The organism is Xanthomonas sp. WHRI 7065, from assembly GCF_040203115.2.
Taxonomy (GTDB): Bacteria; Pseudomonadota; Gammaproteobacteria; order Xanthomonadales; family Xanthomonadaceae; genus Xanthomonas; species Xanthomonas arboricola.
On sequence record NZ_CP168194.1, the window covers coordinates 4,172,483 to 4,193,459 of the forward strand.

Annotated in this window: 16 protein-coding genes; 10 read left to right on the plus strand and 6 right to left on the minus strand. The window is 61.5% G+C overall.

The window, feature by feature from the left end:
* The first annotated feature begins 107 nt into the window (after positions 1-107).
* Complete coding sequence (locus ABQY64_RS17285; protein WP_016903954.1) at positions 108-1,757, plus strand: electron transfer flavoprotein-ubiquinone oxidoreductase; 1,650 nt, start codon at positions 108-110, stop codon at positions 1,755-1,757.
* A 17-nt stretch (positions 1,758-1,774) separates the two neighbouring features.
* Complete coding sequence (locus tag ABQY64_RS17290) at positions 1,775-3,841, plus strand: glycoside hydrolase family 99-like domain-containing protein (RefSeq protein WP_349780643.1); 2,067 nt, start codon at positions 1,775-1,777, stop codon at positions 3,839-3,841.
* A 25-nt stretch (positions 3,842-3,866) separates the two neighbouring features.
* Here ABQY64_RS17290 and ABQY64_RS17295 read toward each other — a convergent pair whose 3' ends face one another.
* Together ABQY64_RS17295 and ABQY64_RS17300 are read right to left on the minus strand one after the other, a co-directional pair.
* Positions 3,867-4,508: a CoA transferase subunit B gene (locus ABQY64_RS17295; RefSeq protein ID WP_047127289.1), complete on the minus strand. Its 642-nt coding sequence runs from the start codon at positions 4,506-4,508 to the stop codon at positions 3,867-3,869.
* Positions 4,508-5,239: a CoA transferase subunit A gene (locus ABQY64_RS17300; protein WP_349780644.1), complete on the minus strand. Its 732-nt coding sequence runs from the start codon at positions 5,237-5,239 to the stop codon at positions 4,508-4,510. The genes ABQY64_RS17295 and ABQY64_RS17300 overlap by 1 nt, the downstream gene beginning before the upstream one ends.
* A gap of 134 nt (positions 5,240-5,373) precedes the next feature.
* On the opposite strand from ABQY64_RS17300, the gene ABQY64_RS17305 reads away from it, so the two are divergent.
* Both ABQY64_RS17305 and ABQY64_RS17310 read left to right on the plus strand, forming a co-directional pair.
* A complete protein-coding gene (locus ABQY64_RS17305) occupies positions 5,374-6,720 on the plus strand; it encodes a phosphomannomutase/phosphoglucomutase (protein ID WP_024938344.1) in 1,347 nt (448 codons plus the stop codon).
* Between the two features lie 48 nt (positions 6,721-6,768).
* Positions 6,769-8,172, plus strand: a complete 1,404-nt coding sequence (locus ABQY64_RS17310) for a mannose-1-phosphate guanylyltransferase/mannose-6-phosphate isomerase (protein ID WP_016903949.1) — start codon at positions 6,769-6,771, stop codon at positions 8,170-8,172.
* A gap of 115 nt (positions 8,173-8,287) precedes the next feature.
* On the opposite strand, the gene rfbD is transcribed toward ABQY64_RS17310, so the two are convergent.
* From rfbD to rfbB, 4 genes are all read right to left on the minus strand, one after another.
* Positions 8,288-9,196 carry a dTDP-4-dehydrorhamnose reductase gene (rfbD, locus tag ABQY64_RS17315; protein WP_349780645.1) on the minus strand — a complete coding sequence of 303 codons (909 nt, stop codon included), beginning with the start codon at positions 9,194-9,196 and terminating at the stop codon, positions 8,288-8,290.
* Positions 9,193-9,750 (minus strand): dTDP-4-dehydrorhamnose 3,5-epimerase, encoded by a 558-nt coding sequence (gene rfbC, locus ABQY64_RS17320; RefSeq protein WP_016903935.1) that lies wholly within the window; start codon positions 9,748-9,750, stop codon positions 9,193-9,195. Before rfbC ends, rfbD begins: the two co-directional genes overlap by 4 nt.
* Positions 9,747-10,634 carry a glucose-1-phosphate thymidylyltransferase RfbA gene (gene rfbA, locus ABQY64_RS17325; RefSeq protein ID WP_349780646.1) on the minus strand — a complete coding sequence of 296 codons (888 nt, stop codon included), beginning with the start codon at positions 10,632-10,634 and terminating at the stop codon, positions 9,747-9,749. The genes rfbC and rfbA overlap by 4 nt, the downstream gene beginning before the upstream one ends.
* Positions 10,635-10,697: 63 nt before the next feature.
* Complete coding sequence (gene rfbB / locus ABQY64_RS17330) at positions 10,698-11,753, minus strand: dTDP-glucose 4,6-dehydratase (RefSeq protein ID WP_349780647.1); 1,056 nt, start codon at positions 11,751-11,753, stop codon at positions 10,698-10,700.
* Between the two features lie 231 nt (positions 11,754-11,984).
* Here rfbB and ABQY64_RS17335 point away from each other — a divergent pair, with 231 nt between their 5' ends.
* From ABQY64_RS17335 to ABQY64_RS17360, 6 genes are all read left to right on the plus strand, one after another.
* On the plus strand, positions 11,985-12,731 hold the full coding sequence (locus tag ABQY64_RS17335; RefSeq protein WP_349780648.1) for an electron transfer flavoprotein subunit beta/FixA family protein: 747 nt from the start codon (positions 11,985-11,987) through the stop codon (positions 12,729-12,731).
* Positions 12,731-13,675 carry an electron transfer flavoprotein subunit alpha/FixB family protein gene (locus tag ABQY64_RS17340; RefSeq protein WP_349780649.1) on the plus strand — a complete coding sequence of 315 codons (945 nt, stop codon included), beginning with the start codon at positions 12,731-12,733 and terminating at the stop codon, positions 13,673-13,675. The genes ABQY64_RS17335 and ABQY64_RS17340 overlap by 1 nt, the downstream gene beginning before the upstream one ends.
* Positions 13,676-14,836: 1,161 nt before the next feature.
* On the plus strand, positions 14,837-16,000 hold the full coding sequence (locus tag ABQY64_RS17345) for a PLP-dependent aspartate aminotransferase family protein (RefSeq protein ID WP_349780650.1): 1,164 nt from the start codon (positions 14,837-14,839) through the stop codon (positions 15,998-16,000).
* 62 nt (positions 16,001-16,062) lie between these two features.
* Complete coding sequence (locus tag ABQY64_RS17350) at positions 16,063-16,842, plus strand: ABC transporter permease (protein ID WP_197944233.1); 780 nt, start codon at positions 16,063-16,065, stop codon at positions 16,840-16,842.
* Between the two features lie 9 nt (positions 16,843-16,851).
* A complete protein-coding gene (locus tag ABQY64_RS17355; protein ID WP_119131791.1) occupies positions 16,852-17,607 on the plus strand; it encodes an ABC transporter ATP-binding protein in 756 nt (251 codons plus the stop codon).
* Between the two features lie 45 nt (positions 17,608-17,652).
* Positions 17,653-20,928, plus strand: coding sequence for a glycosyltransferase (locus ABQY64_RS17360; RefSeq protein WP_349780651.1), 3,276 nt, complete (start codon positions 17,653-17,655; stop codon positions 20,926-20,928).
* Positions 20,929-20,977 lie beyond the last annotated feature (49 nt).

Consider the following 20,977-nt stretch of genomic DNA (forward strand, 5'->3'; position numbering starts at 1 on the left):
CCCGCTGAGTGGAGGCTGCGCGGCGCGGATGAATCGATCCGATTTGCCGCCGTCACATCGAATCCCGGAAAATGCGCAGCAGCCATCGAGCCAACGGGAGCGGAGCAATGTCGGAAGCAGGAGTCGGCGCAAATGCGCCAGAGACGGTCGAGCGCGACGTGATGGAGTACGACGTCGTCACCGTCGGCGCCGGTCCGGCAGGGCTGGCCTTTGCGATCCGGCTCAAGCAGCTCGATCCGGCCATCAGCGTCTGCGTGATCGAAAAATCCAGCACCATCGGTGCGCATATCCTGTCCGGCGCGGTGATCGAGCCGGGTCCGCTGGATGCCTTGCTGCCGGGCTGGCGCGACAACCCGCCGCCGATCTGCGTAGCCGCCACCGACGACGAATTCTGGTTTCTCGGCAAGGACAGCGCGCGCAAGTTCCCGGTGGTGCCGCCAGGCATGCGTAACCACGGCAACTTCATCGTCAGCCTGGGCGCAATGTGCGCCTGGCTGGCGCCGCAGGCCGAAGCGCTGGGCGTGGAGATCTACCCCGGCTTTGCCGCCGCCGAAACCCTGCACGACGACAACGACCAGGTCATCGGCGTGCGTATCGGCGACATGGGCGTGGCCAAGGACGGTTCGCACAAGCCCGGTTACACCGCTGGCATCGACATCCGTGCCAAGGTCACCGTGCTGGCCGAAGGCGCGCGCGGGCATCTGACCAAACGCCTGCTCAAACGCTTCGACCTCACCGCCGACGCCGACCCGCAGGGCTATTCGATCGGCATCAAGGAGCTGTGGCAGGTACCGGAGGGGCGCGTCAGTCCTGGCAAGATCGTGCACACACTGGGCTGGCCGGCCGACAACCGCACCTACGGCGGCAGCTTCCTGTATCACCTGGACAACAACCAGATCGCGCTCGGTTATGTGAGCGGGCTGGACTACAGCGACCCGAAGTACCAGCCGTGGGAGGCCTTCCAGCAATGGAAGAACCACGCACTGATCAAGCCATTGCTGGAAGGCGGCAGCATCCTCTCGGCCGGCGCGCGCGCCATCGTCACCGGCGGCTGGCAATCGCTGCCGAAGGTGGAAATGCCCGGTGCCCTGCTGATCGGCGATACCGCCGGCCTGCTCAACGTGCCCAAGATCAAGGGCACCCATCAGGCGATCCGCAGCGGCATGCTGGCCGCCGAACACCTGGTGCAATCGCAGCTGGCGCCGCAAGGCTTCGACGCGAAACTGCGCGCGTCCGATGCGATGGCCGAGTTGAAGCAGGTGCGCAACATCAAGCCCGGTTTCAAGAAGGGCCTGTGGTTCGGCCTGCTCAATGCCGCCTGGGAAACCGCGCTCAAGGGCGCCTCGCCATGGACGCTGAAGAACAAACCCGACTGGTCGGCATTGCACAAGATCGGCGATTACGAGCAACCTAACCGCGACTACGGCACGCGCGAGCTCGCCCCGCGCGACCGCCTGCAGGCGGTCTACTTCGCCGCCACCGAGCATGACGAAGACCAGCCCGTGCATCTGAAGGTGCTCGACACCGACGTCTGCGCCACCCGCTGCGTGCAGGAATACGACAATCCCTGCACCCGCTTCTGCCCGGCCAACGTCTACGAAATGGTCGCAGACACCGGCAGCCCCTCCGGCAAGCGCCTGCAGATCAACGCCGCCAACTGCGTGCACTGCAAGACCTGCGACATCAAGGACCCGTACGAGATCATCACCTGGGTCACGCCGGAGGGTGGTTCGGGCCCGAACTACCAGAATCTGTGAGTACAGCGGGACGCTCGATGCAGTCACGTGTGCGCGCGCAACTGTTTGGACTGTTGCGCGCGGGGTTTCGTGCAATTCCTTTAAGTGATGCAACGCGTGACCGGTGGCGTAGCTGGTTCCTGGACCGACATGCCGACTGGGTACCTGAGCCTGTACGCGGCCGCGCAGTCCATGGCATCTCGCGACGCCCTGCAGCACGCAGTGACGAAGCGGCGATCGGCCACGTACCTTATCGCACTGCCACATTGCCCAAGACGCTTCCCGCGACCCTGGTTGCGTTCTATCTGCCGCAATTTCATCCCATCCCGGAGAATGATGCGTGGTGGGGCAAAGGCTTTACCGAATGGCGCAATGTCAGCCGCGCGCTTGCACAGTTCGAAGGCCATCAACAACCACGCCTTCCGGCGGATCTGGGCTTCTATGACCTTCGCACACCACAGGTCGTGCGCGAGCAGGCACGTTTGGCACAGGAATACGGCCTTGGCGCGTTTTGCTTTTATTTCTACTGGTTTGCCGGTAAGACCTTGCTGGAAATGCCGATTGCCCAACGGCACGAAGATACCTCGATCACCTTGCCTTTTTGCCTTTGCTGGGCAAACGAGAAGTGGGCACGCCGCTGGGATGGCCGTGGCGATGACATTCTGATCGACCAGGCGCACAGCGCAGACGACGACCTCGCCTTTATTGCCCATGTCGCGACATATCTACGCAATCCAACATATCTACGTGTGGATGGCCGCCCGTTACTATTGGTGTATCGGCCACATTTATTGCCCGATCCCGCACAGACCGCTGCGCGTTGGCGTAAGTGGTGTCACGATAACGGGGTCGGCGAAATTCATCTGGCCTACGTGCAGGGTTTCGAGCGCCCCGATCCGCGCGACATCGGATTCGATGCTGCAGTCGAATTCCCTCCCAACATGAGTACCCCAGCGTCGGTCACTGCCAGACAGCGATTGCTGAACCCGGAGTTCAACGGCGAGGTACTCGATTGGCGAGAGCTTGCGCGCGACATGGAACAGCGACCGCTACGCGAGTACACGCTATATCCGGGCGTCAATCCGGGCTGGGACAACGAACCACGACGCTCGGGAAAAGGACGCATCTACCTGCACGCATCCCCCCGCCGCTATCGGGACTGGCTATCGCGCACCCTGCGCCATCGCCTCGCCAGCGCGCCGCCAGCTAACCGCGTGGTGTTCATCAATGCATGGAACGAGTGGGCCGAAGGTGCGGTACTCGAACCAGATGCGCGCTTGGGACATGCGTGGCTGGAGGCAACACGTCAGGCGTTGACGCGTGCACCCGGGGTGGCAACCGAATCACGTTCGCCAAGCGCATGCGTGGTCTTGCACGCCTGGTATCTTGATGTACTGAACGAGATGCTCGATGCAATTGTCGAGTGCGGAACTCCACTGCGCATCATCGTCACGACCGACCTCACCAAGGTCATCGAAGTCAATCAATGCATACAGCAGCGCGGCATCCAGGCCGAGGTGGAAGGCTTTGAAAATCGTGGCCGCGACATCCTGCCTTTCCTGCATGTGGCCAACCGGCTACTCGATGAGGGCGTGCAGCTGGTTTTGAAGCTGCACACCAAGAAATCGACCCATCGCGATGACGGAAATGCATGGCGAAACGAGATGCTCGCTGCATTGCTCATGCCGCAGCGGGTCGATGCGATCGTGGATGCGTTCTCTACCGATCCGCTTGTCGGTCTCATGGCACCTGACGGTCATCTCTTACCGGTAACCGACTTTATCGGCGGCAACGCTGACGCACTGGATTATCTTGCTGTTCGTACAGGCACGGATGCACCGGACGCAACTAGCTTGTTTGCTTCCGGCAGCATGTTCTGGGCACGGCTGGAGGCGATACGCCCATTGCTGGATGCACATCTTCATCCGAGCGAGTTTGAAAGCGAACAAGGGCAGATCGACGGCACCCTTGCCCATGCAATCGAGCGCTTCGTCGGTCTTGCAGTGACCAGTTCCGGGCATCGCGTCACCACGATCGAACAAACACTGGGCATTACCAAAACAGCATCAGCCGAGCCTTATCGGTATGCACGCAAGGCGCCGTGACGGCGCCTTGCGAATTGCAACGCAACTAGTCTCGTGTTTGCACAACGAATGCGACACCGGTTTTGGCGCGCAACTCATCCAGCTCCACTCCCTCGGCCGCCTCCACCAGCACCAACCCGCCATCGGTGACGTCGAATACCGCCAGGTCGGTGATGATGCGATCGACCACGCCGACGCCGGTCAATGGCAGGTCGCATTCGCGCAGGATCTTGTGGCTGCCGTCCTTGGCGACGTGTTCCATCAGCACGACAACGCGCTTGACGCCGGCCACCAGGTCCATCGCGCCACCCATGCCCTTGACCATCTTGCCGGGCACCATCCAGTTGGCCAGGTCGCCGCGCTCGGTGACCTGCATCGCACCGAGAATCGCCAGATCGATGTGCCCCCCGCGGATCATTGCAAACGAGTCGTGGCTGCCGAAATAACTGGCGCCGGCACGTGCGGTCACTGTCTGCTTGCCGGCATTGATCAGGTCCGCATCCACCTCGTCCTCGCTGGGAAACGGGCCGATGCCGAGCAGGCCGTTTTCCGATTGCAGCCATACGTCCACGCCATCGGGAATGTGGTTGGCCACCAGCGTCGGCAGGCCGATGCCCAGGTTGACGTAGGCACCATCGGTCAACTCACGCGCCGCACGTGCGGCCATCTGGTCTCTGGTCCAGGCCATCAGTGCTGTCCTTCGCGCACGGTGCGCTGTTCGATGCGTTTTTCCGGGGTGGCGTTGAGCACCAGCCGGTCGACATAGATGCCGGGCAGATGCACCTGGTCCGGATCGATCGCACCCACCTCCACGATCTCCTCGACCTCGGCGACGCAGACGCGACCGGCCATGGCGCAGGCCGGGTTGAAGTTGCGCGCGGTCTTGCGGAACACCAGATTGCCGGCCGTATCCGCACGCCAGGCCTTGACCAGCGCGACGTCGGCCTGCAGCGCGGTTTCCATTACGTACTGCTTGCCGTCGAATTGCCGGGTTTCCTTACCCTGGGCGACGATGGTGCCGTAGCCGGTTGCGGTATAGAACGCGGGAATTCCCGCACCGCCCGCGCGCAGGCGCTCGGCCAGCGTGCCCTGCGGGTTGAACTCCAGCTCGAGTTCGCCGGCCAGGTATTGCCGCTCGAATTCCTTGTTCTCGCCCACGTAGGACGAAATCATCTTGCGGATCTGCCGGGTGGCCAATAATTGACCCAGCCCGAATCCGTCGACACCCGCATTGTTGGAGATCACGGTCAATCCGTTGACCCCGCTCGCGCGCACTGCCGCGATCAGCGCTTCCGGGATTCCGCACAATCCGAAGCCGCCGACTGCCAGGGTCTGGCCATCGGCCAGCACCCCATCCAGCGCCGCCCCGGCGTCGGCATAGCGTTTGCCGCTTGCCGCACCACGTCCACGATTGCTCATCACCGCCCTCGCCTCGCTGATGTGAAGCGGCCATTCTAGCCGCTGACTGTTCCCTGTCCCCGATCGCAATTCCGCCACACCCAAGACACGGCACAGCCGCTAAACTCGGAATTCCCCCACCCCAGGAATTGCCCATGACGCTACCCGCCTTCAAGGCCTACGATATTCGCGGCCGCGTGCCGGATGAGCTCAACGAGGACTTGGCGCGTCGCATCGGCGTGGCATTGGCGGCGCAGCTGGAGCAAGGGCCCGTGGTCTTGGGCCACGATGTGCGCCTGGCCAGTCCCGGCCTGCAGGAAGCGCTCTCAGCCGGCCTGCGCGCCAGCGGCCGCGAAGTGATCGACATCGGCCTGTGCGGCACCGAGGAGGTCTATTTCCAGACCGATTACCTCAAAGCGGCCGGCGGCGTGATGGTCACTGCCAGCCATAACCCGATGGACTACAACGGCATGAAGCTGGTCCGCGAGCAGGCGCGACCGATCAGCTCCGACACCGGCCTGTTCGCGATCCGCGACACCGTCGCTGCCGATACCGCCGCACCGGGCGAGCCCACCGCAAGCGAGCAGAGCCGCACCGACAAGACCGCCTACCTGGAGCATCTGCTCAGCTACGTGGACCGCAGCACGCTCAAGCCGCTCAAACTGGTGGTCAACGCCGGCAACGGTGGCGCCGGTCTGATCGTTGACCTGCTTGCACCGCAGCTGCCGTTCGAGTTCATCCGCGTCTTCCACGAACCCGATGGCAACTTCCCCAACGGCATCCCCAACCCGCTGCTGCCGGAAAACCGCGACGCCACCGCCAGGGCGGTCAAGGAACACGGCGCCGACTTCGGTATCGCCTGGGATGGCGACTTCGATCGCTGCTTCTTCTTCGACCACACCGGCCGCTTCATCGAAGGCTATTACCTGGTCGGCCTGCTGGCCCAGGCGATCCTGGCCAAGCAGCCGGGTGGCAAGGTCGTGCACGACCCGCGCCTGACCTGGAACACCGTCGAGATGGTCGAGGACGCCGGCGGCATCCCGGTGCTGTGCAAGAGCGGCCATGCCTTCATCAAGGAAAAGATGCGCAGCGAAAACGCCGTGTATGGCGGCGAGATGAGCGCGCACCACTATTTCCGCGAGTTCGCCTACGCCGACTCCGGCATGATCCCGTGGTTGTTGATCGCCGAGCTGGTGTCGCAGTCCGGTCGTTCGCTGGCGGATCTGGTCGAGGCGCGCATGCAGAAATTCCCCTGCAGCGGCGAGATCAACTTCAAGGTGGACGATGCCAAGGCGGCGGTTGCCCGCGTGATGGATCACTACGGTGATCAGTCGCCGGAGCTGGACTATACCGATGGCATCAGTGCCGACTTCGGCCAATGGCGTTTCAACCTGCGCAGCTCCAACACCGAGCCGCTGCTGCGTCTGAACGTGGAAACGCGCGGCGATGCCGCACTGCTGGAAACGCGTACGCAGGAAATTTCCAATCTGCTACGCGGCTGATTCACCCCCTCTCCCACCTTTAGACGCACTTTGGAGTTTCCCCCGCCCATGAGCGACGTCCTACCTATCATCCTGTCCGGCGGTTCCGGCACGCGCCTGTGGCCGTTGTCGCGCGAATCCTATCCCAAGCAGTTCCTGCCGCTGGTCGGCGAACACAGCATGCTGCAGGCCACCTGGCTACGTTCCGCCCCGGTGGCAGCGCATGCCCCCATCGTGGTGGCCAACGAAGAACACCGCTTCATGGCCGCCGAGCAGCTGCAGCAGTTGGGCGTGAAGCCGTCAGCCATCCTGCTTGAGCCCAAGGGCCGTAATACCGCGCCGGCCATCGCCGTTGCTGCACTGGAAGCGACTCGCAACGGTAGCGATCCGCTGCTGCTGGTGCTGCCGTCCGATCACGTGATTCAGGACGAAGCGGCATTCCAGGCTGCGGTCACCTTGGCGGCGACTGCAGCCGAACAAGGCAAGCTGGTCACCTTCGGCATCAAGCCCACCGCGCCCGAAACCGGCTACGGCTATATCAAGGCAAGCGCGGGTACCGGCGTCAGCGCCGTCGAACGCTTCGTCGAAAAGCCCGACCTGGCCACCGCGCAAGGCTATCTGGCCAGCGGCGAGTATTACTGGAACAGCGGCATGTTCCTGTTCCGTGCCTCGCGCTATCTGGAAGAACTGCGCAAGTTCCAGCCCGCCATCGCCGATGCGTGCCAGAAGGCGTGGGAAGGCGGCAAGCGCGACGCCGACTTCACCCGTCTGGACAAGGATGCGTTCGCCTCCAGCCCGTCGGATTCGATCGACTATGCGGTGATGGAAAAGACCGCCGATGCGGTGGTGGTGCCGCTGGATGCCGGCTGGAACGATGTCGGTTCGTGGTCGTCGCTGCTGGACGTGTCCAAGCAGGACGCCGACGGCAACGCGCATCATGGTGACGTGATCCAGGTCGACTGCCGCAACACCTACGCCTACGGCTCGCGCTTGATTGCCATGGTCGGCCTGGAAGACGTGGTCGTCGTCGAGACGCCGGATGCCGTGCTGGTCGGTCACCGCGATCGCATCCAGGAGGTCAAGGACGTGGTGGGCCAGATCAAGACGGCTGGCCGTTCCGAGGCCACCTGGCATCGCAAGGTCTATCGCCCGTGGGGTGCTTACGATTCGATCGACATGGGTCACCGTCACCAGGTCAAGCGCATCACCGTCAAGCCCGGCGCCGTGCTCAGCCTGCAGATGCATCACCACCGCGCCGAACACTGGATCGTCGTCAGCGGCACCGCAGAAGTCACGCGTGGCGAAGAGGTGCTGCTGCTCACCGAGAATCAGAGTACCTATATTCCGCTTGGCGTAACCCATCGCCTACGCAATCCGGGCAAGTTGCCGCTGGAACTGATCGAAGTGCAGTCCGGCAGCTATCTGGGCGAAGACGACATCGTGCGTTTCGAAGACACCTACGGGCGCACCTGATTGGTCGCTTGCAGGACTCTGCAACACATACGCAAACAGCCGGGGATTCCCGGCTGTTTGTTTTTGCGGCCTGCATGGATCGGCGGAACTATCGCCACCGCCCGGAGTCGCCGATTTACTGTCTGGCAGCGGCGATTTCGGCAATCACGCGCTGCAGGCCGAGCTGCCAGTCCGGCAACACGATGTCGAAATCTCGCTGCAGCTTGTCGATCGACAGCCGCGAGTACGCCGGCCGCTTTGCGGGCGTCGGATAGTCGGCGGTCGTGATCGGTACCACGCGCGGTGCGCGCGACAACAGGCCTGCGCTGACAGCTTGCTGGAAGATCGCCTCGGCAAAACCATGCCAGCTGGTCTGCCCTGCAGCCGTGAGGTGCCAGGTACCCGACGTGTCGGGTGTGCGTTGGCGCAGCAACTGCGCAGTGACATCGGCAATCAGGGCAGCGGGTGTCGGTGTTCCGACCTGATCGGCCACCACCCGCAGCTCATCGCGCTCGGCACCGACACGCAACATGGTGCGCAGGAAATTTGCGCCGTGCGCGGCATACACCCATGCCGTGCGCAGGATCAGATGCTGCGCGCCCGAAGCACGGATCGCCTCCTCGCCAGCAAGCTTGGTCTCGCCATACACGCCCAGCGGCGAGGTGTGCGCATCCTCCGGATACGGCGCGGTTCCCTGACCGTCGAAGACGTAATCGGTCGAGTAGTGCACCAGCGGTACGTTGTTGGATGCACACCATGCCGCGATGACGCCGGGCGAGGTCGCATTGGCGCGCAATGCGCCGTCACGGTCCTGCTCGGCGCGATCCACTGCGGTATAGGCGGCGGCATTGACGACGCGGCTCGGGCCGATCCGGTCCAGCAAGGACGTCAGCGTCTGCGGTGCGTCGAAGTCCGCCACCTCGCAGGCACTGCCATCAGGCAACTGCCCGCTGCGCGTGGTGGCCTGTACTGCACCATCGGCTGCCAGTGCGCGCAACAGCTCGGTGCCGACCTGCCCGTTCGCCCCAAAGACCAATGTGGTCACGGGGTAAACACCGGCAAGCGATCGACCGCCACGTCACCCAGGAACGGCGCGTCGGCATCCTTGGCAGACAGCAACGGATCGCTGATCGGCCAATCGATCCCGATTGCAGCGTCGTCCCAGCGCACGCCGGCATCGGCTTCCTTGACATAGACGTCGGTGCACAGGTAACTGAACACTGCACGTTCGGACAACACCGCAAAGCCGTGCGCGAAGCCTTCCGGAATCCAGAACTGCTTCTTGTTCTCCGCGCTCAGCACCACCGCCGCCCATTGACCGAAGTTGGGCGAGCCGTGACGCACATCGACGGCGACGTCATAGACCTCGCCCTCTAGCACGCTGACCAACTTGCCCTGCGGACGCGGCCATTGGTAGTGCAGGCCACGCAGCACGCCCTTGGCGGAGGTGGACACGTTGCTCTGCACGAATTGGGTCGGCAAGCCGTGCTGACCGAAGCGTTCGGCATTCCATGTTTCGAAGAAATAGCCGCGCGCATCGCCGAACACTGCCGGCTCGATGACGACGCAACCAGGTAGACGCGTTTCGATCACTTTCAAGGCACTACTCCTCGTACGGCCAATTCGTGCAGATACCTGCCATAGTCATTCTTCAACAACGGCGCCGCCAGGCGCTCCAGCTGCTCCGCATCGATCCAGCCCTGACCAAATGCGATTTCTTCAGGGCAGCACACCTGCAGGCCCTGGCGCATCTGGATGGTCTCGATGAAATTGGCCGCTTCGTGCAATGACTGATGCGTACCGGTATCCAGCCATGCATACCCGCGCCCCAGCGGCTCCAGGTGCAGGTCGCCGGCATCGAGATAGCAGCGATTGAGATCGGTGATCTCCAGCTCGCCGCGCGGCGAGGGCTTCAATGCAGCCGCGTAGTCGCTGGCCTTGCCGTCATAGAAATACAAGCCGGTGACCGCGTAGTTGGAGCGGGGCTTTTTCGGCTTTTCGGCAATGTCGATGACCTTGCCTTGCTGATCGAATTCGGCAACACCATAGCGCTCCGGGTCGTTGACCCAGTAACCGAAGACGGTTGCACCCTGCTCACGCGCATCGGCGCGGCGCAAGGTATCGGTCAGACCATGCCCGTGGAAGATATTGTCGCCCAACACCAGGCAACTCGGCTTGCCGTCGACGAACTCGCGACCGATCAGATAGGCCTGCGCCAGGCCGTCAGGGCTGGGCTGCACGGCATACTGGATATTGACGCCCCACTGGGAACCATCGCCCAGCAGCGACTGGAACAGCGCCTGCTCGTGCGGCGTATTGATGATCAGGATGTCGCGGATACCCGCGAGCATCAGCACGCTCAGCGGGTAATAGATCATCGGCTTGTCGTACACCGGCAGCAGCTGCTTGCTGACGCCTTTGGTGATCGGGTACAGGCGCGTGCCGGAGCCGCCGGCCAGAATGATGCCTTTACGTTGTGTCATCAGGGATGTCCTGTTGGAGGCCCGCACACGCATACATGCGCGGGCTCTTGCTAAGGGCTCGCGTTAGGCCGCGGCGCCGATCCGTTCCAGCCGATAGCTGCCATCCAGCACGCCCTGCACCCAGGTCTGGTTGGTCAGGTACCACTCCACCGTCTGCGCGATGCCTTGCTCGAAGGTATACGCCGGCTCCCAACCCAGCTCGCTCTTCAACTTGGAGGCATCGATCGCGTAGCGACGATCGTGTCCGGGGCGATCGGTGACATAGGTGATCTGGCTCGCGCGCGGCTTGCCATCCTCACGCGGGCGGTGCTGATCCAGCAGCGCGCAGATCGCCTGCACGACCTCGATGTTCTGGCGCTCGGAGTTGCCGCCCACGTTGTAGGTCTCGCCGACCTTGCCGTTGGCCAGCACGGTGCGGATTGCCTCGCAGTGGTCGCTGACGAACAACCAGTCGCGCACCTGCTTGCCATCGCCGTACACCGGCAACGGCTCGCCGGCCAGCGCCTTGGCGATCACCAGCGGAATGAGCTTTTCCGGGAAATGGTATGGGCCGTAGTTGTTCGAGCAGTTGGTGGTCAGTACCGGCAGCCCGTAGGTGTGGTGGAACGCGCGCACCAGGTGATCCGAGGCGGCCTTGGACGCCGAGTACGGAGAATTGGGCGCATACGGCGTGGTCTCGGTGAACTTGCCGGTCTCGCCCAGCGTGCCATAGACCTCGTCGGTGGACACATGCAGGAACCGGAAGGCCTCGCGACGCGCATCCGGCAGCGCCTTCCAGTAGTCGCGTACGGCCTCAAGCAAGGCCAGGGTGCCGACGACGTTGGTCTGGACGAACGCGCCAGGGCCTTCGATCGAGCGATCCACATGGCTTTCGGCAGCGAAGTTCAGCACTGCGTCCGGCTGATGTTCCTGCAGCAGACGGGTCACGAGCGCGCCGTCGCCGATGTCGCCCTTGACGAAGACATGGTCGGCATTGCCCTCCAGCGACGCCAGCGTGTTCAGGTTTCCCGCATAGGTGAGCGCGTCGAGATTGATCACGCGGATGCCGCGCGCGACTGCCTCGAGAACAAAATTTCCGCCGATAAAACCGGCCCCGCCGGTCACTAGCCAAGTCGCCACTATCTACCCCTCCTGGTCGCGCGCACTGCGCTGCGTTTTTTATAAACCACACAGGATATACGGCCGGAGCAATGCCGGGGCCTAAGCACTGCCCAAACGATACGCGCAAGTGTTGCGCCGCAGCATCCATACGCCATCGCATGGTGCATCCCGCCCGGTTAGAATGGCCCCACTCCCGAGCCTGCCGCCGCGGCCGGGCCTTCCCGCAACAGCTGAAGGATCTCGTACACGATGAAAATCCTCGTCGCCTACAAGCGCGTGGTGGACTACAACGTCCGCATTCAGGTCAAGCCCGATGGCTCCGGTGTGGTCACCGACGGCGTCAAGCTTTCACCGAACCCGTTCGACGAAATCGCCCTGGAAGAGGCGTTGCGCCTGCGCGACGCCGGCATCGCCACCGAGGTGGTGGTCGCCACCCTGGCACCGGCAGATGCTGCGGCGCATCTGCGCAATGGCCTGGCCATGGGCGCCAACCGCGCCATCCACGTGGTCACCGACGCGGCCATCCAGCCGCTGACCGCCGCGCGCACCCTGCTCAAGCTGGTCGAGAAGGAACAGCCGGACTTGGTCATCCTGGGCAAGCAGGCGATCGACGACGACGCCAATCAGACCGGCCAGATGCTGGCCACTCTGTGGGGCCGCCCGCAGGCAACCTTCGCCGGCAAGCTGGTGGTCGCCGATGGCAAGGCCACGGTGACCCGCGAAGTCGACGCCGGCCTGGAGACGCTGGAAGTGGACCTGCCGGCAGTGGTCACCACCGATTTACGCTTGAACGAGCCACGCTTCATCAAGCTGCCGGACATCATGAAGGCCAAGAGCAAGCCGCTGGAAACGCTGGCCTTTGCCGATCTCGGCGTCGATGCGCACGACAGCCTGGCCACTACCCACAACGCGCCGCCGTCCAAGCGCAGCCGCGGCGTGATGGTCAAGGACGCCGCCGAGCTGGTGGCCGCACTCAAGCAGAAGGGGTTGCTGTAATGGCCAAGGTTCTCATCGTTGCCGAACATCTCAACGGCCAACTTAACGCGGCCACCGCCAAGACCCTCAGCGCCGCGCTGGCGGTGTCGGCCGAGTCCATCGACATCGTCGTGCTGGCGGCCGATCCGGCCGCGGTTGCGGCCCAGGCCGCACAGCTGGCGGGTGTTGCTCGCGTGCTGACAGTGGCAAACGCCGCCAATGAACACGCCATCGCGCAGGTGCTGGGGCCGCAGATCGCCCAGCTCACCGGCCAGGGCTACACCCACGTGTTCGGCCCCTCGACCACGTTCGGCAAGGATCTGATGCCGGTCGTGGCCGCGCTGCTAGGCGTCAACCAGGTCTCCGACCTGATGGCGGTCGAAGATGCCTACACCTTCAAGCGCCCGATCTACGCCGGCAACGCGATCATCACGGTGAAAGCGCCGGCCGACCAGGTCGTGGTCGCCACCGTGCGCAGCGCCTCCTGGCCGGAAGCGGCAGCCGGTGGCAGTGCAGCAATCGAGTCCGTCGCTGTGGATGCCGTGCTGCCGACCCACACCCGGTTCGTTGGCCTGGCCGCAGGCAGCTCCGATCGCCCGGACCTGCAGAGCGCCAAGCGCGTGGTCTCCGGCGGCCGCGGCGTCGGTTCGGCCGAGAACTTCCAGCACATCTACAGCCTGGCCGACAAACTCGGCGCCGCCGTGGGCGCCTCGCGCGCCGCTGTGGACGCCGGCTACGTACCGAACGAGCTGCAGGTCGGCCAGACCGGCAAGATCATCGCGCCCGAGCTGTACGTGGCGATCGGCATCAGCGGGGCGATCCAGCATCTGACCGGCATCAAGGACGCCGGCACGATCGTGGCGATCAACAAGGACCCGGAGTCGCCGATCTTCGAGATTGCCGACATCGGGTTGGTGGGGGATTTGTTCACCCTGCTGCCGGAGCTGGAGGCTGCGCTTGCTTGAAGCCAAGCCGCTCTGTGTTACGACGCATGGCAGACGATCGCCATGCGCAGTCTTCTTCTATCCCGGCTCATTGATAGATACATGGACGCTTCCAGGTATATTCAAGGTTGGCAGGGACGCCAGCTGTATCTAGTGGACCGCCTAATGCCCAGTCATCCTGTAAGCAAGAGAAGACCGAGGAACCGTTGATGGCGCAGAGCAAACGCGGATGTGACGAGAATTTCAAGGTCCACGATGTGCGCAAGCTTGGTGCAAATCCGACGCGGGCGGGTCAAGGTCGCGCGCTACGACGTAGCGCGCCTCATGAAGCGGCAGAAGGGGTGGGGGCATCCTTCGAGGCAAGACCGCCCGGACAACGTTGAGCAATTCGAAGAAGCGGTATCTGCTCGATCGCGTAAAAGATGCCATTGAAGGTGCTAATCACCGATACGTGACGTCCTCCCGTTGGCGGGGCTTCACTGGCGAGACCATAGATTCGATGGGCTTCTACAGCGCGGTGAGAGCCTCTGTACGACGCGACATGCAGATGATTTCGCCATCACTCAAGTGTTGAAGATGTTATATCAGCCCTCTCAACCGTTAGTCACTGCCCCCATGAAGCGATCAATACACCTAGCATGACGACCCCGCCTCCAAGCCAAACCTGCGGGCGAATTGGCTCATGCAGGAGCCAATACGCGAATAACGGCACAAGTAGAGAGTGTCAACCGTAGAACGGAAATGCTGCGGATAAAGGAACGCGAGACAGCGCAGCCAGCCACAGCAACGTCGCAATGCCATAGGCCGAGAGACAAAAAAGTGTCCAGGAGATCAGGCTGGCAGGCCGGGAAAACGACAATTGACCAGAAGCCTGCTGGAACAGAACTTGGCCGCATGCCAGCACGGCTATTGTGAGTAGGATCATCCCTACTACGGCAGGGGTCAGAGCGCCTTCCGGCGGGTCATATCTTTATCCTCTTCGCATATCAGGGCACGCGGGCGGGCGCCGAGGGCACTCCTCAGGACAAGACGTTGAATAGCAGATGGACGGGTAAGCGCCCCCGCCCCGCCTTAACAAGCCCCGCATACTATCCACTAGCGCGCCGAAAAGCTGAACCAAGCTGACGCGGCGGGGCTGAGCTTGCCCTAGAATGCCCATCCCTTGGTCTAGGTTGTATCCCGATGGCAAAAATCCCGCATCCGCTTGGGCTTGGTACCCGAGCCATTCATGCAGGTCAGACGCCCGATCCCTCGACCGGCGCGATCATGACCCCTATCTACGCCACCTCGACTTACGTGCAGACAAGTCCGGGCGAGCATAAGGGCTACGAGTACTCGCGCACCCAGAATCCGACACGAAGCGCCTACGAGGCGTGCGTTGCTAGTCTGGAAGGGGGCAAGGCCGGCTTCGCTTTCGGTTCCGGACTGGGTGCTGCTTCCACGGTGCTTGAATTGCTGGACACCGGGGACCACGTGATCGCAATGGACGATTTGTATGGAGGAACCTACCGACTGTTCGAGCGGGTTCGCCAACGTTCGGCGGGACTGCAGTTCACCTATGCGGATCTGAATGATCTTGACGCAATCCGGTCCGCGCTCCGCCCCAATACACGAATGATTTGGGCCGAAACGCCCACTAACCCCTTGCTGAAGGTCGTCGATCTTCAGAAGCTTGGGGAGTTCGCTAGAAAGCACGGCCTGCTCTTGGTGGTGGACAATACATTCTGCTCGCCCATGATCCAGCGGCCGCTGGAATACGGCGCTGATCTAGTCCTGCATTCCGCAACAAAATACCTCAACGGTCACTCCGATATGGTCGGGGGTATCGTGGTGGCGGCGAACGACGCACTCGCGGAGCAGATGGCTTTCCTACAGAACTCTATCGGATCGGTTGCCGGACCATTTGATTCGTTTCTCGCACTACGCGGACTCAAGACGCTGCACCTTCGCATGCGAACGCACAACGAAAGTGCGCTTGAGCTGGCTCGATGGCTTGAGCGCGAAAATCGAGTCGAATCCGTTATTTATCCTGGTCTCCAGAGTCATCCGCAGCACGCCCTGGCCAAGCGCCAAATGGACGGCTTTGGCGGCATCATTTCGATGCGGGTGAAGGGCGGCAAGGCGAAGGCGCATCGGATGCTAGAAAGGTGCGAACTGTTCGCGCTGGCCGAATCGCTGGGCGGGGTGGAGAGCCTGATCGAGCTGCCCGCCGTCATGACCCACGCCTCCATTCCCCCGGCCCAGCGGAAGCGTCTTGGGATCACGGACAACCTGATCCGGCTGTCGGTTGGTGTCGAAGACCTGGCAGATCTCCGCCGCGAGCTCGATGCGGCCCTCGGACGCTGAGCCTCTTATCGCCCGTACTGCCGCGAGGCATCGCGGGTACCTTGAATCCATGAGAACCAATAATGAATGAAGCAATATCCGATCTGAGGCGCAGCCTTCTGTCATGGCGCCTCTGGACGCTGCTCGGTTGGCTTGAAATCCGGCAGCGTTACGCCCGCTCGCGGGTTGGCCCATTTTGGCTGACCATTAGCATGGGTGTGATCATCGCGTCCATCGGCATGGTTTACGGCACCCTGTTTGGACAGAAACTCAGTGAGTATCTTCCCTACCTTGCGATCAGCCTAGTCATGTGGGGAATGTTCACCAGCACTGTCCAGGAAGGCAGCAATGCATTCATTGCCAATGCGTCCTATATCCGCCAGGTGGCGACACCCAAGTTCATCTACATCCTTCAGGTGCCGTGGCGTAACCTTCTGATCCTCGCCCACAACATTGTCATTGTTGTACTGCTACTGGCGATTTTTGGAGTCAAGCGCTGGGATACCATTCTGCTCGTAATTCCCGGCATCCTGCTGCTGGTCTTGAATGCGACGTGGATGGCGACGTTGTCGGGCATCCTTTCGGCACGCTTCCGCGATTTTCCGCAGATAGTGGCGGCCGTCATGCAGGTAGCGTTCTACGTTACTCCGATCATGTACAAGCCCGAAGCGCTCACGAAGTACTCATTCATCGTCAATTTGAATCCGATGGCTTACCTGCTCAACGCGGTTCGACAGCCGCTGCTGGGGGAAGTTCCATCCGCACGGACATGGACAGTGGCTATCGTCATGGCGATTGCTGGCTGGTTGGTTGCGTTAGTAATGATCAACCGATACCACAAGCGTATCTCGTACTGGGTGTAAGGATTTCTCATGGCATTCATTGAACTCAATCATGTAAGTCTCGACCTGCCTATTTATGAGGTGCATGGACGATCGCTCAAACGCCAGGTAATGCGACTGGGCCGATCCAATGCAGTGGCAGATAGCAATGACGGCGTGATCGTCGTCCGTGCGCTGCAGGACGTCAGTGTTCGTTTGGAGACCGGTGACCGCATCGGTCTCATCGGCCACAACGGCGCAGGCAAATCCACGCTATTGAGGGTCCTGGGCGGCATCTATGCGCCGACGGGTGGCACCGTCAGGCTGGACGGTAAGGTGGTACCCCTGCTCGACATCAGTCTTGGCATGGATGATAACTCTACGGGCTGGCAGAACATCCGCCTTCGCGGGCTGCTGCTGGGCATGACCAAGCAGGAAATCATCGAGAAGCAGAACAGCATCGCCGAGTTCAGCGAGCTTGGCGATTACCTCGACTTGCCCACCCGCACGTATTCGAGTGGCATGCGTGTCCGCTTGGCCTTCGCCATTTCCACTGCAGTAGATGCGCAGATTCTACTGCTGGACGAAGTGATGGGCGTGGGCGATGCTGGCTTCATGCAAAAGGCAAAACAGCGTCTCCAAGACCTGCACGGCCGATCAGACATCGTCGTGTTGGCGATGCATTCCAACGAAGAAATTCGCCGGGTTTGCAATAAGGTAATCTGGATGGACAATGGATCGATCAGAATGTTCGGCGACACTGAATCGGTCGTTTCCGCTTACGAGCAATTTGTCAATTCCCACTGACCGCCTGACAGCAAAGTCTTAACCTCACTTTATTCGGAATCGTTAATGAAGCATCGTGTTGATCCAGCCGTGCCTTCGGCGCTCCAGCAGCCAGCCTCCCCGGAGCACATCGCGGCCTGGCTGCTGAAGTCCTTGCGGCCGGATCACATGGTGGATGCGGGCGACGCCCGCTCGGCATTGTTTACTGCGCTCCGTAGCGAGACTGCCGTCTCTGCCCTGCCTCTCGTCAGGGTAGAGAACCCTGATGAGCTAGGCAATCAGCCTGCCAACGCGCTGATCCTGCTGTCACCGGATCGCATCAGTGACGGTTGGCAGCTCATGGACTGGATCAGGCGCTTGGCCCCACGGGGTGCAGTGGTCCTGGAAGGACCTCCTCCTCGCGATAGCGTGGTGGCCGGTCAAGCCCTGGATGATGGCCTGCACTGGCTTTTCACTTCAGGTGCCGACCTTCTTGTGGGTGCAGGCTTTACTCCGGGGTCAGTCCAGGACGAGACCGCCATCTTGACGTTGGAAGACGCGCAGTTGCTGCTCACCGAGCAGCGACACAAGCTGGCAGAACTGCAAGCTTCGCTAGGTGCCCAGCACAGCGAACTCGACAACGCAACGCAAGCGCTGGCCAAGGCTGAGCGTAAAGTGGCATCACTTCGCCGCGCGCTGGAAGCATCTGGTCTTGCCACCCAATCTACTTTCGACAATCTGCGCGCAGCACACGGGCAGATTGGCTCGATGCTACATTCCCGATCCTGGCGATTGACCGCGCCACTGCGCGGCGTCCACCTCGTATTGAGAAAAGTGTGGGGGATATTGAGAAACCTCTTCATTTTGGCCAAGGCCACCCTGCGCGTCTCGAAGCAGAATGGACTACGCGAGGCCGGGCGCCGGATAAGCAACCAGCTGAGGCAGCCATCGACGCTGCTCCGTGCCGGTGGCGGCGGAAGTTGGAAGTTGAATCCCGAGTACCCTTTGCCCGCCGCAATCCCAGGCAGCACTTCACAACGAACGCGCGTACTTCTCGTTGCCGAAATGGGCATCGCGCAATGTCTCAAGTATCGTGTGTTGCAAAAGCAGCAGATGATCGAGGGGCTGGGATACGACTGCACCATCGTCAATTGGGTCGACAATGTATGCACCCGCGACCTGCTTGCCACGCACAACGTGGCGGTGTTCTATCGTGTTCCCGGTTATCCAGATCAGATGGAAACCATTGCGCTGGCACGTTCGATGGGGGTGCGCACCTTCTGGGAAGTCGATGACCTCATCTTCGATCTAGAACATTATCTCAACAACAGCAATATCAATGATTTACCACCTGCGGTACGCAAGGGAATTCTGGAAGGCGTACCTCTATACAGGAAGGCGATGCTTGCCTGCGATGGGTGCATCGCATCCACGACCGCAATGGCAGACGCAATGCGTACTGCTGGCGCGGAAGACACTTGGGTAGTTGAGAATGCGCTGGACATCGAGACCTTGCGTGCCGCAGAAGAGATCGCCTCTGCGCCGCCGAGGGGAGATGGACTCCTGCGCATCGTATACGGCTCTGGCTCGAAAGCACACGACTCGGATTTCCGCGTCGCGGCCCCCGCCATCCTTCGAATCTTGCGCAAGCGCTACGATGTTCGCCTGACAATCATCGGTCATCTGAACCTACCTCCTGAGTTCAAGGAGCTTGATGCCCAGATCGAGAGGCTGCCGCCATCTGATTACTCGACGTACATGCGCCGTCTCGCCAAGTGCCAGATCAACATTGCGCCACTTGAACGCACGACGTTCAATGACACGAAGTCGAACATCAAATATCTGGAAGCTGGAATCTTGTCCATCCCCAGCGTGTGCACGCCGACGGTGGAGTATCAGGAGACCATCGAGCATGGCGTGACAGGCATGCTGGCCGGGTCCGAAGCCGAGTGGGAAATGTGCCTGATGGCGCTTGTCGAAAGTCCGGGCCTGCGACGCCAGATCGGCGAAGCCGCGCGTCTGCACGTGGAAGAAGACTACATTCCGCAAGCCGTCGCCGTGCACCGCCTGGAACCCTGGCTTCAGTCCCTCGCAGTCGCACCGCGCCCGCGCCCTCGTATTCTGGGCGTGAACATCTTTTTCGAGCCGCGGAGTTTCGGTGGGGCGACGATTGTCGCTGAGCAAATGGAACGCATCATCAATGCCGATGGGCGGGCTGAGTATGCAACATTCACAACGCTTCCCACCACCGATGTGCATGCGTACAAAGTAGTGCGATACCAGTCCAGTGCCGGCGAAGTGTTTGCCATGGGCCTACCTCACGAGAATGATCCTGCACTGCAGTTCGACAACCCCTATCCCACGGGTTGCTTCCGCGAAGTTCTACGTGCCTGGCGCCCAGATGTAGTGCACATCCACTCTATCCAGGGCATCGGTATCCAGATCGCTGAGGTCTGCCAGGCCGAAGGCGTGCCATTCGTTGTCACGCTGCATGATGCGTGGTGGATCTGCGCACGGCAGTTCATGGTCAATGACAAGGGTCAGTACTGCTACCAGCGCAAGGTCGACTTGGACGTCTGTAAGACCTGCGTTCCGCATCCTGCGATGAACCCGTACCGCCAGCACCGGTTGCATGAAGTGCTTACTGGAGCGGCGTTGCTGCTGTCGCCCAGTCAGTTCTTTGCAGGGATCTATGCCGACAATGGCTTCGATCCGTCTCGACTGCGCGTCAACAAGAATGGCATCGCCAAGCCGAAGGTGATGCCTAATCGTTCCGCGCCGAGTACCCGGAAGATCAGGTTCGGATTTGTTGGCGGGGAGGGCCCAATCAAGGGAAGCCCGTTGATCAAGAAGGCACTTCAGGGGCTCAGCCACACCAACTACGAGCTTCACGTAGTGGATAATGAGCTGAACCTGGGCCGGCGCTCCATCTTCGAATCCAACTGGAAGGTACCAGGGGTATTCAAGGCTGTCCCAGCCTACACTCAGCAGACTATCGATGATTTCTTTGGCAGCATCGATGTCCTCCTATTCCCAACACAGTGGAAAGAAAGCTTTGGTCTGTCCGTCAGGGAGGCCCTGATCCGCGATGTATGGGTCATTGCAACCGACGCGGGCGGCGTGATTGAAGACATCGTGGACGGTCAGAACGGCAATATCATTCCTCTCGACGATGACGGCACCGCACTTCAGGCCGTGATCCGCAATCTACTTGAAGCGCCGGACAAGCTCGACGGATACCGCAATCCGCACGCTGACATGGTCCGCCTATTCGACGAGCAGGCTGATGAATTGACCGACTACTTGTTGGAAGTAGTCGAGCGCCAACCCGTCAACTGGCGTTTGCCAACCCAGATCGCATGAGGGAAAGGCGGCGAATCGAAATTCGGCGCCCTTATGCTCGTCCATGACA